The organism is Pseudarthrobacter sp. GQ63, assembly GCF_059758765.1.
Map to the genome: position 1 here is coordinate 1 of NZ_JCAXEF010000010.1, position 14097 is coordinate 14097.

Below are 14097 nucleotides of genomic sequence, written 5' to 3' on the forward strand. Positions count from 1 at the left end.
GGGCCCCGACACGTGAACGCCCCGGACCAGCCCCATAAAGCACTTAGTTCAGCAGTCTCCTAGGACTTACTTCCTCCCCGGTTAGCCGCACGTCGGGCACCCGTAAATGGTCAGTGCACCCCCGCACGCCGGGGTGCGTTGTCCACATGCGGGTGCGATGTAGGGCGCGACGGGGTGATCGGCCGACTTGCAGGGCCTAGGCGCCGGTGATCACCAGGGCAACACTGTGCCCGCCGAAGCCGAAGGCGTTCACAAGCCCGGCCGGGCTGTAGCCCGGCTGGAGCCGGTGGGCGTCTTCGGTAACAACGTTGAGGTCCACCTCGGGGTCCAGCTCCTGGACGTTCAGGGTCCCGGGCAGCAGGCCGGTCCGCAGCGCCTCGACAACCACCACGGCCGCTAGGGAGCCGGCGCCGCCGAGCAGGTGGCCGGTGTGGCCCTTGGTGGACGTGACCGGCACGTCCGCTCCAAAGATCGCGTTGATGGCCTGGCCTTCAAGCTTGTCCCCCACCGGTGTGGAGGTGGCGTGGGCGTGGATAAAGCCGATGTTTTCCGCAGCCAGGCCCGCGGATTCGAGGGCCTTCTGCATGACCCGCCGCTGCATGGCGGGGTCGGCTGCCACGATGTCGTTGGCGTCGGACGTTACCGCCCCGCCGGCAACGGCCCCCAGCATTGCGGCGCCGCGGGCGCGGGCGTGCTCTTCGCTCTCCAGCACCACCACGGCAGCGCCTTCGGCGAGGACAAAGCCGTCGCGGCCGCCGTCGAACGGACGTGATGCGCGCTGCGGATCATCGTTGCGGGTGGACAGCGCGCGGATCTGGGAGAAACCCGTGATTACCAGGTCATTTACGGAGGCGTCAACGCCGCCGGCAATAACGACGTCGGCCGCTCCTGAGCGGATCATCTCGGCTGCCTGGACAATCGCCTCAGCCCCGGAGGCGCACGCGCTGACAGGCGTCCGCGCACCGCCGCGGGCGCCGAGGTCGATGGACACCCAGGCCGCGGGGCCGTTGACCATCAGCCGGGTCAGCGTGTGCGGCGAGACCTTGCGGGGGCCCGAGGCTGCCAGGGTCCGGTCCTGCTCCAGCATGGAACCCAGGCCTCCGTAGGCTGATCCGATCACCACGGCGAAGCGCTCGGGATCCACGTCCGGGGCGCCGGCCTGGGCCCACGCCTCCCGGGCAGCGATGAGCGCCAGCTGCCCGCACCGGTCCATCCGCTTCATCTCGCGGGTGCTCAGGTGCTCCGAAAGATCCGCAGTGACCTGCCCGGCGATCTTCACGGGCAGCTGTTCGGTCCAGGCATCATCAAGGGCGGCGATGCCGGATTTCCCCGCGACCAGGCCGGCCCAGGTCTCGGAGACCGTGGAACCCACAGGGTTGATGGTTCCGGCGCCGGTGATGATGGCGCGGGGCTGAACTGCGCTGTTGGGGCCTGCGTTCACGGTTCCTACTTTGCGGGGTTGTGGGTGCCGATGGGCATGAGGGTGAGGTCCGGGTGGTTCTTCTCAATGCGGCGCAGGGCCCAGACGTCGTTGAACAGGGCGAGGTACTCGCCGTCGGACCGCAAAAGCACCTCGGCGCCGATGACGTTGGCGAGTGCCGGCATGGCGTCCGCCGTCGAGATCCTGGCGAGGGAGTAGGGCAGGCGTTCCAGCCGCATGGGGGCGCTGAAGTCATGCGCCATGCGGTCCTCCACCACCTCGAACTGCATGGGCCCGACGGCGGCAAGCACCGGCGCCTGGTCGCCGCGGACGTCGGAGCGGAGCACCTGGATGACGCCCTCGTGTTCGAGCTGTTCGATGCCCCGGCGGAACTGCTTGAACTTGCTGGGGTCCTTGGAGCGGGCCACCTGGAAGTGCTCGGGGGCGAACAGCGGGATGGCGGGGTATTCGACAGGCCCTTCGAGGAAGAGGCTGTCCCCCACGCGCAGGGAGGACGCGTTGACCAGGCCCACGACATCTCCGGGATAGGCCTCGTCGATCACTTCGCGTTCCCGGCCGAACACCTGCTGGGCGTACTTTGTGGCGAACGACTTCCCGGTGCGGGTCTGCGTGACCACCATGCCGCGCTCAAAGACGCCGGAACACACCCGGATGAAGGCCACATGGTCGCGGTGGGCCTTGTTCATGCCGGCCTGCACCTTGAACACGAAGCCGGAGAAGGGGGATTCCACCGGACGCGGGTTGCCGTCCACGTCAGGGCGCGGGGCTGCCGGCGGAGCGAAATCCACCAGTGCGTCCAGCAGTTCCTTGACGCCGAAGTTGAGCGCGGCGGAGCTGAACAGGATGGGGGTGGCCTTGCCTGCATGGAACGCCTCGACGTCGAACTCCAGGTTAGATTCGATCACCAGTCCGGCCTCGTCCACGGCGTCCGTCCAGTTGCTGCCCTGGCTCTCGGCTGCTTCCTCGGGCGTGAAGTACTCGGTGAGGGCGATCTGCGCGCCGGCGTTGTTGCGCTGGAACCGGGCGAAACGGTCGTTGCGGAGGTCCCAGACGCCGCGGAAATCGCCGGAGATGCCCACGGCCCAGGTCAGGGGCATGGGCTGCAGGCCGGTGCGTTCGGTGATTTCGTCCATCAGGGCCAGCGCGTCCAGGCCGGGACGGTCCCACTTGTTGATGACGGTGATGATGGGCAGGTTGCGCTGCTTGCAGACCTCGAACAGCTTCATGGTCTGCGTTTCCAGGCCCTTGGCCGCGTCCACGAGCATCACGGCGCAGTCGACGGCGGCCAGCACCCGGTAGGTGTCCTCGGAGAAGTCGGCGTGGCCGGGTGTGTCCAGCAGGTTGATGACGGTGTCCCGATAGGAGAACTGGAGCGCCGCGGAGCTGATGGAAATGCCGCGGTCCTTCTCCATCTGCATCCAGTCGGACACGGTTTCCTTGCGGTTGGCCTTGCCGCTGGAGGCACCGGCAGTGCCGATCACCTTGGCGTGCAAGGCGAGCGCTTCGGTCAGGGTGGACTTGCCTGCGTCAGGGTGTGAAATGACAGCAAAGGTCCGACGCCGGCCCGCCTCTTTGTGAATACCGGAGATCCGGGCGGGGGTCAGGACATCTTGGGACACGGTGCTACTTTCGCTGCGGTTGGGACTACCCGGGCGCTGCCTGTGAGGCACTGCGGCGTTGGGGCCGGGGGAAACGGGCTGGCAAACGGCCAAGTTCCAGTTTATCGCAGGGCGGCAAACCGGCGGCGGCGCCCGCTTAACACCCGCGAAACCGGACGTTCAAGGCCGTGAAACGACCTCCCGTTAGCGTGGCCGCATGATGACCAAAGACAACCCGGCGCGGGACGGCTTCTGCCGGCGCCCGGAAAGGACCTGAACGGTGCAGGGCATCTCCTTTTCCGGCAACCTCTTCTTCGATCCCCTGGCCACGGGACTGGCTGCAGCCGGGGACCGTGACCAGTCCCGTCCGGCGGCCGAGCACAACCGCCGGGGAACCCAGACACCTGCCGAACAGAAAGCGCTCAGGGCGGCGTCGCTGACGAAAGTCAGCAGGGACTTGGAACGGATGCTGCGGGAGCGGATGCGCTGACCCCGCTCCCGCCGTCCGGGCGCAGCCTGGGCCGTGGTGGGCGGCATGATGGGTGGATGCAGAGCATAGAGCTGACCTTCGGTGACTCCACTGATTCCGCTATCAGGGCTGACTGGGCGAGGCTCGCGGAAGCCGGGATTCCCAGCCTGGCAGGCCACACCTCGCCCAGCAACAGCCCCCACATCACCCTTGCGGCCGGCGCGGACATGCAACTGCCGGACACCCTCCGGAACTTGTGGCAGCGGCTGCCCCTGGACATCAGCTTTTCGGGCGTCCACATCTTCCCCGCGCGGACGGGAACGTACGTCCTGGCCCGCTCCGTGGTGGTGACCCGCCGGCTCCTTGAACTGCACGGCCTCCTCCACGCGGGCATCTCCGGGGCCCTGCCGCTTACCCGGCCGGACGCCTGGACACCGCATGTCACCCTTGCCCGCCGCGTCCCAGCGCACCAGCTCGGGGCGGCCATGGACCTGCTGGACCTGCGTTTGGCGGGGCGCTGCACGGAAGCCCGCCTCTGGGACAGCAACACCAGGACGCTGGCTTCGCTGTCGAACCCGGCCTAGGGCAGCCAGGATCAAACCGCCGTATCAGCCCGCCGGCAGGCGGGCCGAAATGCCCACCCTGCCGCCCGTCGTCGGACGCGTTCCGGACCCCTGTTCCTACACTCCCTAATGAGGCACTTTAGGGCTTGCCCGTGCGGAAGACGCTGTTTCTTGCCCCTATCATTGAGCTTGCGGGAAACAGAGCATTTTCTGGTCCTGCCGGCAACCTGCTGAAGCCGGCAATCCTGCGGGCGGCGGTCCGCACCTTTGAAGGGAACACTATGGCGCGGAGCCCCGAAGAATCACTCAGGGCTACCCTGGGCAGAGTGGCTCCCGGAACCCCGCTTCGTGACGGCCTGGAGCGGATCCTGCGGGGCCGCACCGGCGCGCTGATCGTCCTTGGCTCGGACCGGACCATCGATTCCATCTGCTCCGGCGGCTTCGACATCGGCATCGACTTCTCCCCCACCCGGCTCCGCGAACTCGCCAAGATGGACGGCGCCATCATCTGCGACAAGGACGCCGGCAACATCCTCCGCGCGGCCGTCCAGCTTGTCCCGGACTCCAGCATTGAAACCCAGGAGTCCGGCACCCGGCACCGCACCGCCGAGCGCGTTGCCATCCAGACCGGGGTGCCGGTCATTTCAGTCAGCCAGTCCATGCAGATCATCGCCCTGTACGTCAACGGTTTGAGGCACGTCCTGGAGGGCTCGGAGAAAGTCCTTGCTCGCGCCAACCAGGCCCTCGCAACGCTGGAGCGCTACCGCTCGCGCCTGGACCAGGTCACCAGTTCACTCTCGGCCCTGGAAATCGAGGCCATGGTGACCGTGCGGGACGTGGCCGTGACCCTGCAGCGGCAGGAAATGGTCCGCCGGATCTCCGAGGAAATAGCCCAGTACGTCCTGGAACTCGGTGAGGACGGCCGCCTCCTCTCCCTCCAGCTCGATGAGCTCACCGTTGGCCGGGGTCCCGGCAGCGACGTCATCATCCGCGATTACGGCGCCCCGGACGCCACCCCGGAGGACATCGAGAACGCCGTCAGCGCACTGGTCAGCCTTGGCCCCACGGAGCTGATCGACCTTGGCAAGATTTCCGGAATTGTCGGGTTCGCAGGCGGTGAGGCCAATCTCGACGCGGTGGTGCAGCCGCGCGGCTACCGCCTGCTGTCCGGGCTGAAGGCAGTCCCCAAGGCCGTTGCGGACCGCCTGGTGGACCACTTTGGCGGGCTGCAGTTCCTGATGGCCGCCACCATCGATGACCTGATGACGGTTGACGGGATCGGCGACCAGCGCGCCCGCACCGTCCGTGAGGGCCTGAGCAGGATGGCGGAAGCAAGCCTGCTGGACCGCTTCCTCTAGCCCCATCCATTGCTCCGTAAACGTCGTTTTGGAGGCTGAAAACGACGTTTACGGAGCAATCGATGCTAATTGAGCTGGAAGACAGCCTTGGGGCTGGCCTTGGACCCGAGCTTCGCCGTGAAAATGTAGTACGCACCGCCACCGCCCGGTTTGGCTTCGATGGGCTGGCAGCCCTCCACGCTCCGGGTGCGGGACCAGGGGAAGTTGGCGGTCTCGCTGGCTCCGGGCGCAATGACCTTCACCAGGTCCTCGCTCTTGGCCTGGCAGTCCCGTGAGGAGAAGATCCGGTCCGCGCCGCTCGTCACCAGGAACTCCATCTGAGATGTTCCGATGTTGACTTCGCAGGGCATGGTGCCGCCGTTGGTCACCTTGAGCGTCAGCATAGGGCTTTCGCCAGGCCCATACGCCGCCTTGTCAGTGGACCCGGAAACGGTCACCAGGTTCTGGTTGCAGCCGGGGGTGGCTGACGGTGTGGGCGTCGGCGCAGGTTCAGACGGCGACGGTGAAGCCCCTGCCGTAGGTTCTGCAGATGCCGTGTTCGCCGTGGACGAGGCCTGCTCCGGCTTGCCGCTGAAGGCGCCGGCGACGGCGAAGCTGCTGACCAGCGCAATGATCAACAGGAGCGCCCCGCCAAGGAACAGCCGACGACGGCGGTAGACTGCCGCGCTCGGCTTGCGGACGGCAGTGGACCCGGATGCCGGTGCCCTGCCATGTGGTGATGATTCGCCTTGCCTGCCCATCCTCCTAGGCTAGAGAACAGGCCCGTTTCTGTTCACCCACCACGCCGCCGTGCCGCCGACGCTCTGGTCACATCCCGTTTCAGCCCTCCCAAACACATCCATTACAGTGTTGGCATCGACACTGAATCCTCCACCGCCGTTTCCCCGCACCCTGCCGATCCAGCGTGTCCTGCGGGTGCTGCCGGGACCGCAGCCAATCTTAACCGCCTGCACGAGCGAATCAACGGCTGGTTCAGCGAAACCGCCCGCGACCTGCCCTGGCGCGAGCCCGCGTGTTCGCCCTGGGGCATTCTGGTCAGCGAGATTATGCTGCAGCAGACGCCCGTTGTCCGGGTGCTGCCGGTGTGGCACGAATGGCTGAAACGCTGGCCCACCCCCGCGGACCTGGCTGGAGAACCCGCAGGGGAAGCAGTGCGCGCCTGGGGCCGGCTGGGATATCCGCGCAGGGCACTGAGGCTGCACGCTGCTGCAGCAGCCATTACCCAGGACCATAACGGCAAGGTCCCGGACACGTACCCCGAACTGCTGGCGCTCCCCGGCGTGGGCGGCTATACGGCGGCCGCCGTGGCTTCCTTCGCCTACGGCCGGCGGGAGACCGTGGTGGACACCAATATCAGGCGGGTCCATGCCCGCCTGGTTTCCGGTACTGCGCTGCCGGCCCCTGCCCTCACCGCGGCGGAGATGCAGCTGGCCGCTTCTCTCCTTCCGGCCGACGACGGTTCTTCGGTGCGGTGGAACGCTGCGGTCATGGAGCTTGGGGCGCTCGTGTGCACTGCCCGGGCACCCAAGTGCGCCGCCTGTCCGGTCAGCGACCTCTGCGCCTGGCGCGCTGCAGGCGAGCCGCCGCCGTCGTACGTCCCCAAGGGGCAGGCGTGGCACGGCACGGACCGCCAAGTCCGGGGCGCCGTGGTAGCCGTGCTGCGGCAGGCCGACACTCCGGTGCCGCCGGACATGTTCTTCCGCGAGCCAGCGGACCTGGGTTTTGCACCGACGGGAATCGGCGTGCCGCTGGCCGCCCTGCACCGGCTCAACTCGGCGCCGGAACAGCTGGAGCGGGTGCTGGCGGGCCTGCTTGCCGACGGTTTGGCGGAGATGCACGACGGCGGCTACCGGCTTCCTGGGTGAGCAGAAAGTATGCGCTGGCTGGCATACTTTTCTTAGACGGGAACCAGGGGGAAGCCATGAAGATGATCCTGTACATCGTGTGGGTGCTGTTCGTCATCGCAGCGGTGTTCGCGGTGCTCCGGGCCGTGCGCACCACGAAGCGGGACGAGGAGCAGGCCGCATCATGGACGAAGGTGCAGGCCACCGTCACCGGCAGCGTGGCGGGCTGGACCAATGGCGGCGGCGGATCCAGCCGGAGCCGGCGCTTCTTTCCCATGTACCAGTTCACGGACCCGCAGGGAACATTGTTTGCCGGCGAATCGGAGGTCCCCGTTGCCAGCCAACCGGTGCCGGGCGCCCCAATCGAGGTGGCCTACAACCCCGCCAATCCCAACGAGTCGCGGCAGGTTTCCTCCAAGCCCCGGTCCACGCTGGGATGCATCGTCCCCTTCTTCGCGGTTTTCGCCCTCGCTTCCCTGTGGTTCATCAGCATTTTCCCTGTGGACTGACGCGGGGCCTTGTGTATTTTTATACCGGTCTCCGTTTGGCCGTCACAGCTGCCCCGGGCATAACAATGCGGGCATCACTTGGGTTGGGCCCGGGATGCTCCGGCCACGGCGTCCTACGCTGAAGTATGCGCAGGCACGGGCTGCTTTTGGCTTTGATGACGACGGCGGGACTCGCCACGGCCTGCGGTCCCGGCCCCGGCGCGGTGCCCTGCCCTGCCATCGCCCAGGCCACGGCCGTCTCGGTCACGATCCCTGCCAGCTACGCGGAGCAGGTGGCAGGCCTGCACCTTGAGGCCTGCCAGGACGGCGAGTGCACGGAGGACAGCGTGGAACTCAGGCCGGGAAACTCGTCCATCGACCAGGGCTGCACCAACGGCGTCTGCTCAGCCACCGCATCTCCGAACGGCAGCAAGGACGCGGTGCTGATGCTGCAGGCGCTCACCGAATCCCCCATGACGGTCACGGCGTCGGGAACCGCACCGGACGGGACGGCACTGCCCGTCCGCAGTGTCGAGTTCCGTCCTCGGGGGGACTATCCGTTTGGCGAACAGTGCGGCCGGTTCATCACCGCTACGGTGGTACTGGACGCCGAAGGGCTGCGCCAGCAGGACTGAGCCGCGGTGCGGTTCAGGACAGTGCGGTTCAGGACAGTGTGGCTCAGAACAGCGCAGGCTGCCCGAACGCTTCGCCGCCGGCGGTCGCGGGTGCAGCATCGTGTGCCGGAGTGCTGTGCCGCCATTCGAACCCAAGATCAGCCAGCAGCTCCTCCACGGACGTTTGACCTTCCAGTACTTCAATTTCTGCGGGGCTGTCTTCGAGCTGGGGCCGTTCCATGGCATCGAGCTTATTCGCAGGATGGGCCGCTGCCTGCGGGAACACACCGGCCGGACACCGAACGGAGGCTACGGCTCCCCGAATCCTGCCTGCACCAGCCCGCCCACGTAGTTCACTGCCCGTTCCGCGTCGGCGCCCCAGGCTTCCACATGCAGCACGGACCCCTTGCCGGCGGCCAGCGTCATGAGTCCCGTCATGGACGCGCCGTCCACCCCGTTGACCGTCACTTCCGCATCCAGCGCGGACAGCCCGCCGGCTATCTTCGCAGCCGGGCGGGCGTGCATCCCGGCCTGGTTGACCAGTTCAAAGTCGCCCGTGAAGTCCGGCCCCTTTCCGGTGGCCGGCCCTGCGCCAACAGCACTCAGCGGGGAGTCATCCGGATGGCGGACGGGACCGCCCACGGACTCGGCTGCCCGCTTCACCGCCTGCATGTCCGCGCCGCCCTGCGCTGCGACCGCAGCTGCCACGAGCCCCTCCACCAGCGGCGCGTCCGCCAGCACCATGGCCTCCGGGTCTTCAGCGAACTCGAGCGCGGATTCGGCGGTCATCACGGCCGACCCCAGGTCAGTGAGGATGACGGTGCCGCCGCTGCCCGCCTTGTCCAGGGCGGCCAGGACTTTCTCCAGGCTGGTGCCGATCCTTCCGTCGGTGGTGCCACCGGCTGTCAGGATCTGGACGTCAGGCGCCATTTGCGCGGCAAGCTCCGCGGCGCCGTCGGCAATTTTTTCGCTATGGGATACCACCACGAGGCTGACGGTCACGCAGCGGCCCCCACGGCTGCGCGGAGGATCAGGGCGGAAGAGGCTGCGCCGGGGTCCCTGTGCCCTGCGCTTCGTTCCCCGAGGTAGCTTGCGCGGCCTTTCCGCGCCACCATGGGGTCGGTGGCAACGGCGCCCGCTTCGGCTGCCTCGGCCGCCGCCACCAGGACGGCGAGGACATCCCCGTTTCCGTCCAGCGCGGCTTTCCGGGCGGCTTCCACGGCCGGCGTCCACGCATCCACCATCGTCTTGTCCCCGGACTCGGCCTTCCCGCGTGCCACGATGCCGTCACGGGCAGCGGCAAGGGCGCCCGCCCAGGCTGCGGGTTCTATTTCGGCCGCGTCACCCAGGGATGTTGCCGCACGGAGGAAAGCTGTGCCGTAGAGCGGCCCGGCCGCCCCGCCGACCTTTGACATCAGGGTCATGGCTGTCAGCTTCAGGGCGGCACCGGGGGTCTGCGGCGGGGCCTCAGCCAGCTTGTCCAGGACAGCCTGGAAGCCCCGGTCCATGTTTTCCCCGTGGTCCGAATCCCCGATCGCCCGGTCCAGTTCGATCAGCTCCACCCGGTGCTCGGCCATAGCCTGGGCGGACAGGGTCAGCCACTTCACCGCCCAGGTGACATCAAGCGCCACGGTTACGCGCCCCAGCGGAGCGCGGCCGTGTGCACCGGCGCGTCCCACAGTTCGGTGAGCTCATCGTCCAGCCTCAGGACCGAGATGGAGCAGCCCTGCATTTCCAGGGCGGTGATGTAGTTGCCCACCAGAGAACGGTCCACCGTGGCACCACGGTCCGCGAGGACCTGCGCCGCCCGCCGGTAGACGATGTACAGCTCGCTCAGCGGCGTGCCGCCCATGCCGTTGACGAACAGGAGGACCCTGTCCCCCGACGTGATTCCCAGATCGGAAAGGACAGGTTCCAGCAGGCGGTCCGTGATGCCGTCGGCGTTCTCCATGGGGATCCGGTGCCGGCCGGGCTCACCGTGGATGCCGATGCCGATCTCGATCTCGTCCTCGGCCAGGTCGAAGCTGGGGGTGCCCGCGTGCGGGACGGTGCATGCGGACAGCGCCACACCCATGGTGCGGACGTTGGCGTTGACGCGGTCACCGACCGCCGCCACCGCGTCCAGGTCATCGCCCCTCTCCGCGGCGGCGCCGGCAAGCTTCTCCACCAGCACGGTTCCGCCCACGCCGCGGCGCCCGGCCGTGTACAGGGAGTCCTCAACGGCGACGTCGTCATTGACAAGGACGGTGCGGATGCTGACGCCCTCAGCCTCCGCGAGTTCGGCCGCCGTTTCAAAGTTCAAAACGTCACCGGTGTAGTTCTTCACGATATGGACGACGCCGGCTCCTGAGTTGGCCGCGAGGGTCGCCGGAAGGATCTGGTCCGGCGTCGGTGAGGTGAACACCGCCCCCGGCACAGCGGCGTCGAGCATTCCCAGCCCCACGAAGCCGGCGTGCAGCGGTTCATGCCCGCTGCCTCCTCCGGAGACCAGCCCCACCTTGCCGCCCACCGGCGCATCCTTGCGGGTGATAAAGGTGGGGTCTGTGCTGACGGTAACCAGATTGGGGTAGGCCAGGCCGAAGCCCTGTACTGATTCTTCGACTACGGCCCGGGGATCATTGATGAGTTTTTTCATGGCGGTGCTCCTGGCTCTGCTTCCTGGAGAATGTCACCTTGACCCTACTACCGGCAGGCCCGGCAGCGGTAGGTTCCCGGAGGCCGCCCGGCGGTCCGTCCTTTAGACGCAGAAAAGGGACAGCCCCCAATGACTGTCCCTTCCCCTGGGCCCCCCAACCCGGCCACACATAGTTTATCCATCAATTCGAATAAAACAAGTATGCGCAGGTCAGGCGGCTGCAGCCGATTCTTGGGGCGGGTCCTAGAGCGCCCGGATCATCCGGGTGTTGCCAAGCGTGTTGGGCTTGACCCTGGCAAGGTCCAGGAACTCGGCGACGCCCTCGTCATGCGAGCGCAGGAGCTCGGAGTACACCACGGGGTCCACTGCGGACTGGTCAGCCATCACTTCGAAGCCGTGGCGCCTGAAAAAGTCCACCTCGAACGTCAGGCAGAAGACGCGGGCCACGCCCAGGGCGCGCGCTTCCTCGAGCAGGCTCTCCACCAGCACGTGCCCCACGCCCTTGCCGCGCCAGTCCTCGGACGCGGCCAGGGTGCGGACTTCCGCGAGGTCCTCCCACATCACGTGCAGCGCTCCACAGCCGATGACCTCGCCGTCGCTGGACTCTGCGATGCGGAATTCCTGCAGGCTTTCGTAGTAGGCCACAGTTTCCTTGGCCATCAATATCCGCTGGTCCGCCAGCGGCGCCACCAGTTTCTTGATGGCGGACACATCGCTGGTGCGGGCAGGGCGGATATGGAAGGACTCAGTCACAGAGCCATCCTACGAGGTGGCCGGGAACTCAGAGTCCCAGTTCAGCCGGCAGGGGCAGCTCCTGGTCCAGGACATTCTTGGCCAGGAACTGCTCCACCACCTGGTACCAGACTTTTGCATGCTGCGGCTGCAGCACCCAGTGGTTCTCGTCCGGGAAGTACAGGAACCGGTGCGGCGTCTGCCCGTCCTGGTCCGCGGCCAGTTTCGATTTGGACAGCAGCTCGTACCAGAGACGCAATCCCTCACCGATGGGTACCCGGTAGTCCTTGTCCCCGTGGATCACCAGCATGGGCGTGCTGATGTTTTCCACATGGCGGTGCGGCGAGTTCTCCAGCGCCATGTCCTCGGTCATTTCCTTAAGCCAGTACTGCGAGGCATCCGTCGTGGGGCCGAACTGGTCCAGGGCCCACAGGCTGGCATGGGTCACGATGGCTTTGAACCTGTCCGTCTGCCCTGCCACCCAGTTGGCCATGTAGCCGCCAAAGGAGCCTCCCATGGCAGCGGTGCGGCCAGCGTCAATGTCAGGGCGTTCGACGGCGGCGTCGGTCACCGCCATGAGGTCGGTGAACGGAGCCTTGCCCCATGTACCCCAGCCGCGCTGGATGTGGGCCTGGCCGTAGCCGGTGGAGAGGGCCGGGTCAGGGAGCAGCACCGCGTAGCCCTTGGCCGTCAGCAGCCAGGGGTTCCAGCGCCAGGTCCAGGCATTCCACGAGCCCAGCGGCCCGCCGTGGATCCACAGCAGCATCGGGGCCGGGGACTCCGCGGATGCGCCCTCCGGCAGCGCAAGGTAGGCCGGGACCCGGGGCCCGTCAGCCGCCGTCGCCGCGATGCGTTCCAGCCTGCCGGGGCGGACGGGACGCTCCGCCGGGGCGGGCAGGCGCGTGGTCTCGCCGGTCTGGAGGTCGATGCGGACCGGTTCGGGCGGGAACTCATACGAACTCCGGAGCGCGTAGGCGCTGCGTCCGTCCGGAGAGACCACGACGTCGGTGTAGGCCGCGGCGTCCTCCGTCACCCGGGTGACGCCAACTTCAGCCGAAGCGGCGGGGACACTGATCCGGAAAACCGGCGACGCACCGTCGTCGTCCGCTGTTGCCAGGAGGGCGGACCCGTCAGGAAGCCAGGCGGCGGGCCTAAGCCACCGGTCCCAGTCGTGCACTACGGGGGTAAGGCCGCCCGGAGTGTCGCCGTCAGCCCCGGAGACATCCAGCAGATGGAGCTTGACCTGCGGTGCCTGGTGCGGCGTGGAGTCGCTTTCGCTGACCACTGCCAGGGTGCCGCCGTCCGGGCTGACGGGCCCGGGGAAGTAGCTCATGCCTTCCTCATCCAGGAGCACCTTGGTGCTGCCGGACGCCACGTCCACGGCCACCAGGATGGACCGGCTGTCCGCCCTGGCCAGGGGTCTGGTGTAGCTCGCGTAGATGGTCTTGCCGTCGGGGCTGAAGGCGGTTTCCGCTTCGCGGAGCCTGGGCCCGGCGTCCGGGGTGAGGTTCCGCAGGACCAGCGGCGCCGCGGCGTCCACGGTGGCGGGCTTGCCGTGCGCTTTGTCGGGTCCCTGTTCGACGGCGAAAATACGCGGCTGGCCGGGGCCAAGGTCCGCATCCCAGTAACGGACCGGGTACTCGCTGTGCAGGATGGCGGAGACTTTGTTGTCCTTGCGGGACTTGCGGCGTTCGGCGTCGTCGTCTTCATCGGCCGAGCCTGCCAGGACCTCCGCAACAACAAACGTGGCGTCCGCCGCTTTGGCGGTCATCACGGCGCCCACCCCGCCGGGCCGGTTCAGCACCACCCGGGCTTCGCCGCCATCCGCAGGAAGCAGCCACAGGGCGTTTACGGGGTCGCCTTCCGGGCTGTCCGGGTCCGGCCGGGCCGACGTGAAGTAGATATCACCGTTGGCCGCGTACGCCGCCCCGGCTTCGCCTTTGGCACTGCGGGTAATCCGGCGCGCCTGCTTCTGCCCGGCGGGGTCCAGCTCCCACAGCGCCGTGGCGAATTCGGTGCCCTTGCCGTTCAGGGTGGACACGGTAGTGACCAGCCGCCGGCCGTCGGGGCTCAAAGCCAGCCCGCTTACCCGCGGGATGGACAGGTAATGGTCCAGATCATGAAAAGGGGTCAAAGGTTGCTCATCCGGGATCGCCGGTTCCAAGTTAGCCATGCCCCCGATTCAACCCGAGTTGTGCCCCCCGTCACAACCTCTGCTTATCCACGGACCGACGCCGGCGCTCAAGTTCAATGGGGGCAAGACGCCCGGGTCCAGTCCGGCGACGACCATCAGACATTTCCCGGCGCCTGCTCGTACCTCGCTTTGACGGCGCCTACATAAATGCCTGATGTCCG

15 protein-coding genes are annotated in these 14097 nt (G+C 67.4%); 6 read left to right on the forward strand and 9 right to left on the reverse strand.

What is annotated here, in order from left to right; all coding sequences use genetic code 11:
* Window positions 1-196: 196 nt before the first annotated feature.
* Complete coding sequence (locus tag AC6CHP_RS15370) at window positions 197-1441, reverse strand: beta-ketoacyl-[acyl-carrier-protein] synthase family protein (protein ID WP_498230790.1); 1245 nt, start codon at window positions 1439-1441, stop codon at window positions 197-199.
* A 5-nt stretch (window positions 1442-1446) separates the two neighbouring features.
* Window positions 1447-3060, reverse strand: a complete 1614-nt coding sequence (locus tag AC6CHP_RS15375) for a peptide chain release factor 3 (RefSeq protein WP_377194992.1) — start codon at window positions 3058-3060, stop codon at window positions 1447-1449.
* A 259-nt stretch (window positions 3061-3319) separates the two neighbouring features.
* On the opposite strand from AC6CHP_RS15375, the gene AC6CHP_RS15380 reads away from it, so the two are divergent.
* The 3 genes from AC6CHP_RS15380 (at window position 3320) to disA (ending at window position 5429) form a co-directional block, all read left to right on the forward strand.
* Window positions 3320-3529: a hypothetical protein gene (locus tag AC6CHP_RS15380; protein WP_498230792.1), complete on the forward strand. Its 210-nt coding sequence runs from the start codon at window positions 3320-3322 to the stop codon at window positions 3527-3529.
* A 56-nt stretch (window positions 3530-3585) separates the two neighbouring features.
* A complete protein-coding gene (locus tag AC6CHP_RS15385) occupies window positions 3586-4092 on the forward strand; it encodes a 2'-5' RNA ligase family protein (protein WP_498230794.1) in 507 nt (168 codons plus the stop codon).
* A 260-nt stretch (window positions 4093-4352) separates the two neighbouring features.
* Entirely contained in the window at window positions 4353-5429 is a 1077-nt protein-coding gene (gene disA / locus AC6CHP_RS15390; RefSeq protein WP_066280172.1) for a DNA integrity scanning diadenylate cyclase DisA, read from the forward strand.
* Window positions 5430-5494: 65 nt separating this feature from the next.
* Here the strand turns inward: disA and AC6CHP_RS15395 are convergent, their stop codons facing one another.
* Window positions 5495-6169 (reverse strand): hypothetical protein, encoded by a 675-nt coding sequence (locus AC6CHP_RS15395; protein WP_498230796.1) that lies wholly within the window; start codon window positions 6167-6169, stop codon window positions 5495-5497.
* Between the two features lie 207 nt (window positions 6170-6376).
* Here AC6CHP_RS15395 and AC6CHP_RS15400 point away from each other — a divergent pair, with 207 nt between their 5' ends.
* The 3 genes from AC6CHP_RS15400 (at window position 6377) to AC6CHP_RS15410 (ending at window position 8396) form a co-directional block, all read left to right on the forward strand.
* Window positions 6377-7294, forward strand: coding sequence for an iron-sulfur binding domain-containing protein (locus AC6CHP_RS15400; RefSeq protein ID WP_498230955.1), 918 nt, complete (start codon window positions 6377-6379; stop codon window positions 7292-7294).
* A gap of 56 nt (window positions 7295-7350) precedes the next feature.
* Window positions 7351-7782 (forward strand): DUF3592 domain-containing protein, encoded by a 432-nt coding sequence (locus AC6CHP_RS15405; RefSeq protein WP_498230798.1) that lies wholly within the window; start codon window positions 7351-7353, stop codon window positions 7780-7782.
* Window positions 7783-7907: 125 nt separating this feature from the next.
* Window positions 7908-8396 (forward strand): hypothetical protein, encoded by a 489-nt coding sequence (locus AC6CHP_RS15410; RefSeq protein WP_498230800.1) that lies wholly within the window; start codon window positions 7908-7910, stop codon window positions 8394-8396.
* A 43-nt stretch (window positions 8397-8439) separates the two neighbouring features.
* On the opposite strand, the gene AC6CHP_RS15415 is transcribed toward AC6CHP_RS15410, so the two are convergent.
* The 6 genes from AC6CHP_RS15415 to AC6CHP_RS15440 all read right to left on the reverse strand — a co-directional run bounded on the left by AC6CHP_RS15415 (window position 8440) and on the right by AC6CHP_RS15440 (window position 13915).
* Complete coding sequence (locus AC6CHP_RS15415) at window positions 8440-8616, reverse strand: hypothetical protein (protein ID WP_188728928.1); 177 nt, start codon at window positions 8614-8616, stop codon at window positions 8440-8442.
* A 68-nt stretch (window positions 8617-8684) separates the two neighbouring features.
* Window positions 8685-9377 carry a dihydroxyacetone kinase phosphoryl donor subunit DhaM gene (dhaM, locus tag AC6CHP_RS15420; protein WP_498230802.1) on the reverse strand — a complete coding sequence of 231 codons (693 nt, stop codon included), beginning with the start codon at window positions 9375-9377 and terminating at the stop codon, window positions 8685-8687.
* A complete protein-coding gene (dhaL, locus tag AC6CHP_RS15425; RefSeq protein WP_498230804.1) occupies window positions 9374-10006 on the reverse strand; it encodes a dihydroxyacetone kinase subunit DhaL in 633 nt (210 codons plus the stop codon). Before dhaL ends, dhaM begins: the two co-directional genes overlap by 4 nt.
* 2 nt (window positions 10007-10008) lie before the next feature.
* The gene (dhaK, locus tag AC6CHP_RS15430) at window positions 10009-11010 is read right to left on the reverse strand and encodes a dihydroxyacetone kinase subunit DhaK (protein ID WP_498230806.1); all 1002 of its coding nucleotides are present in this window, start codon (window positions 11008-11010) and stop codon (window positions 10009-10011) included.
* Between the two features lie 243 nt (window positions 11011-11253).
* Window positions 11254-11763 (reverse strand): amino-acid N-acetyltransferase, encoded by a 510-nt coding sequence (locus tag AC6CHP_RS15435; RefSeq protein ID WP_188728920.1) that lies wholly within the window; start codon window positions 11761-11763, stop codon window positions 11254-11256.
* Between the two features lie 28 nt (window positions 11764-11791).
* The gene (locus AC6CHP_RS15440) at window positions 11792-13915 is read right to left on the reverse strand and encodes a S9 family peptidase (protein ID WP_498230809.1); all 2124 of its coding nucleotides are present in this window, start codon (window positions 13913-13915) and stop codon (window positions 11792-11794) included.
* Between the last annotated feature and the right edge of the window lie 182 nt (window positions 13916-14097).

Coding starts and splice junctions, on each gene's coding strand:
- AC6CHP_RS15405 (WP_498230798.1), top strand. CDS start 7,351: ATGAAGATGATCCTGTACATCGTGTGGGTGCTGTTCGTCATCGCAGCG.
- AC6CHP_RS15385 (WP_498230794.1), top strand. CDS start 3,586: ATGCAGAGCATAGAGCTGACCTTCGGTGACTCCACTGATTCCGCTATC.
- disA (WP_066280172.1), top strand. CDS start 4,353: ATGGCGCGGAGCCCCGAAGAATCACTCAGGGCTACCCTGGGCAGAGTG.
- AC6CHP_RS15440 (WP_498230809.1), bottom strand. CDS start 13,915: ATGGCTAACTTGGAACCGGCGATCCCGGATGAGCAACCTTTGACCCCT.
- AC6CHP_RS15415 (WP_188728928.1), bottom strand. CDS start 8,616: ATGGAACGGCCCCAGCTCGAAGACAGCCCCGCAGAAATTGAAGTACTG.
- AC6CHP_RS15395 (WP_498230796.1), bottom strand. CDS start 6,169: ATGGGCAGGCAAGGCGAATCATCACCACATGGCAGGGCACCGGCATCC.
- AC6CHP_RS15410 (WP_498230800.1), top strand. CDS start 7,908: ATGCGCAGGCACGGGCTGCTTTTGGCTTTGATGACGACGGCGGGACTC.
- dhaK (WP_498230806.1), bottom strand. CDS start 11,010: ATGAAAAAACTCATCAATGATCCCCGGGCCGTAGTCGAAGAATCAGTA.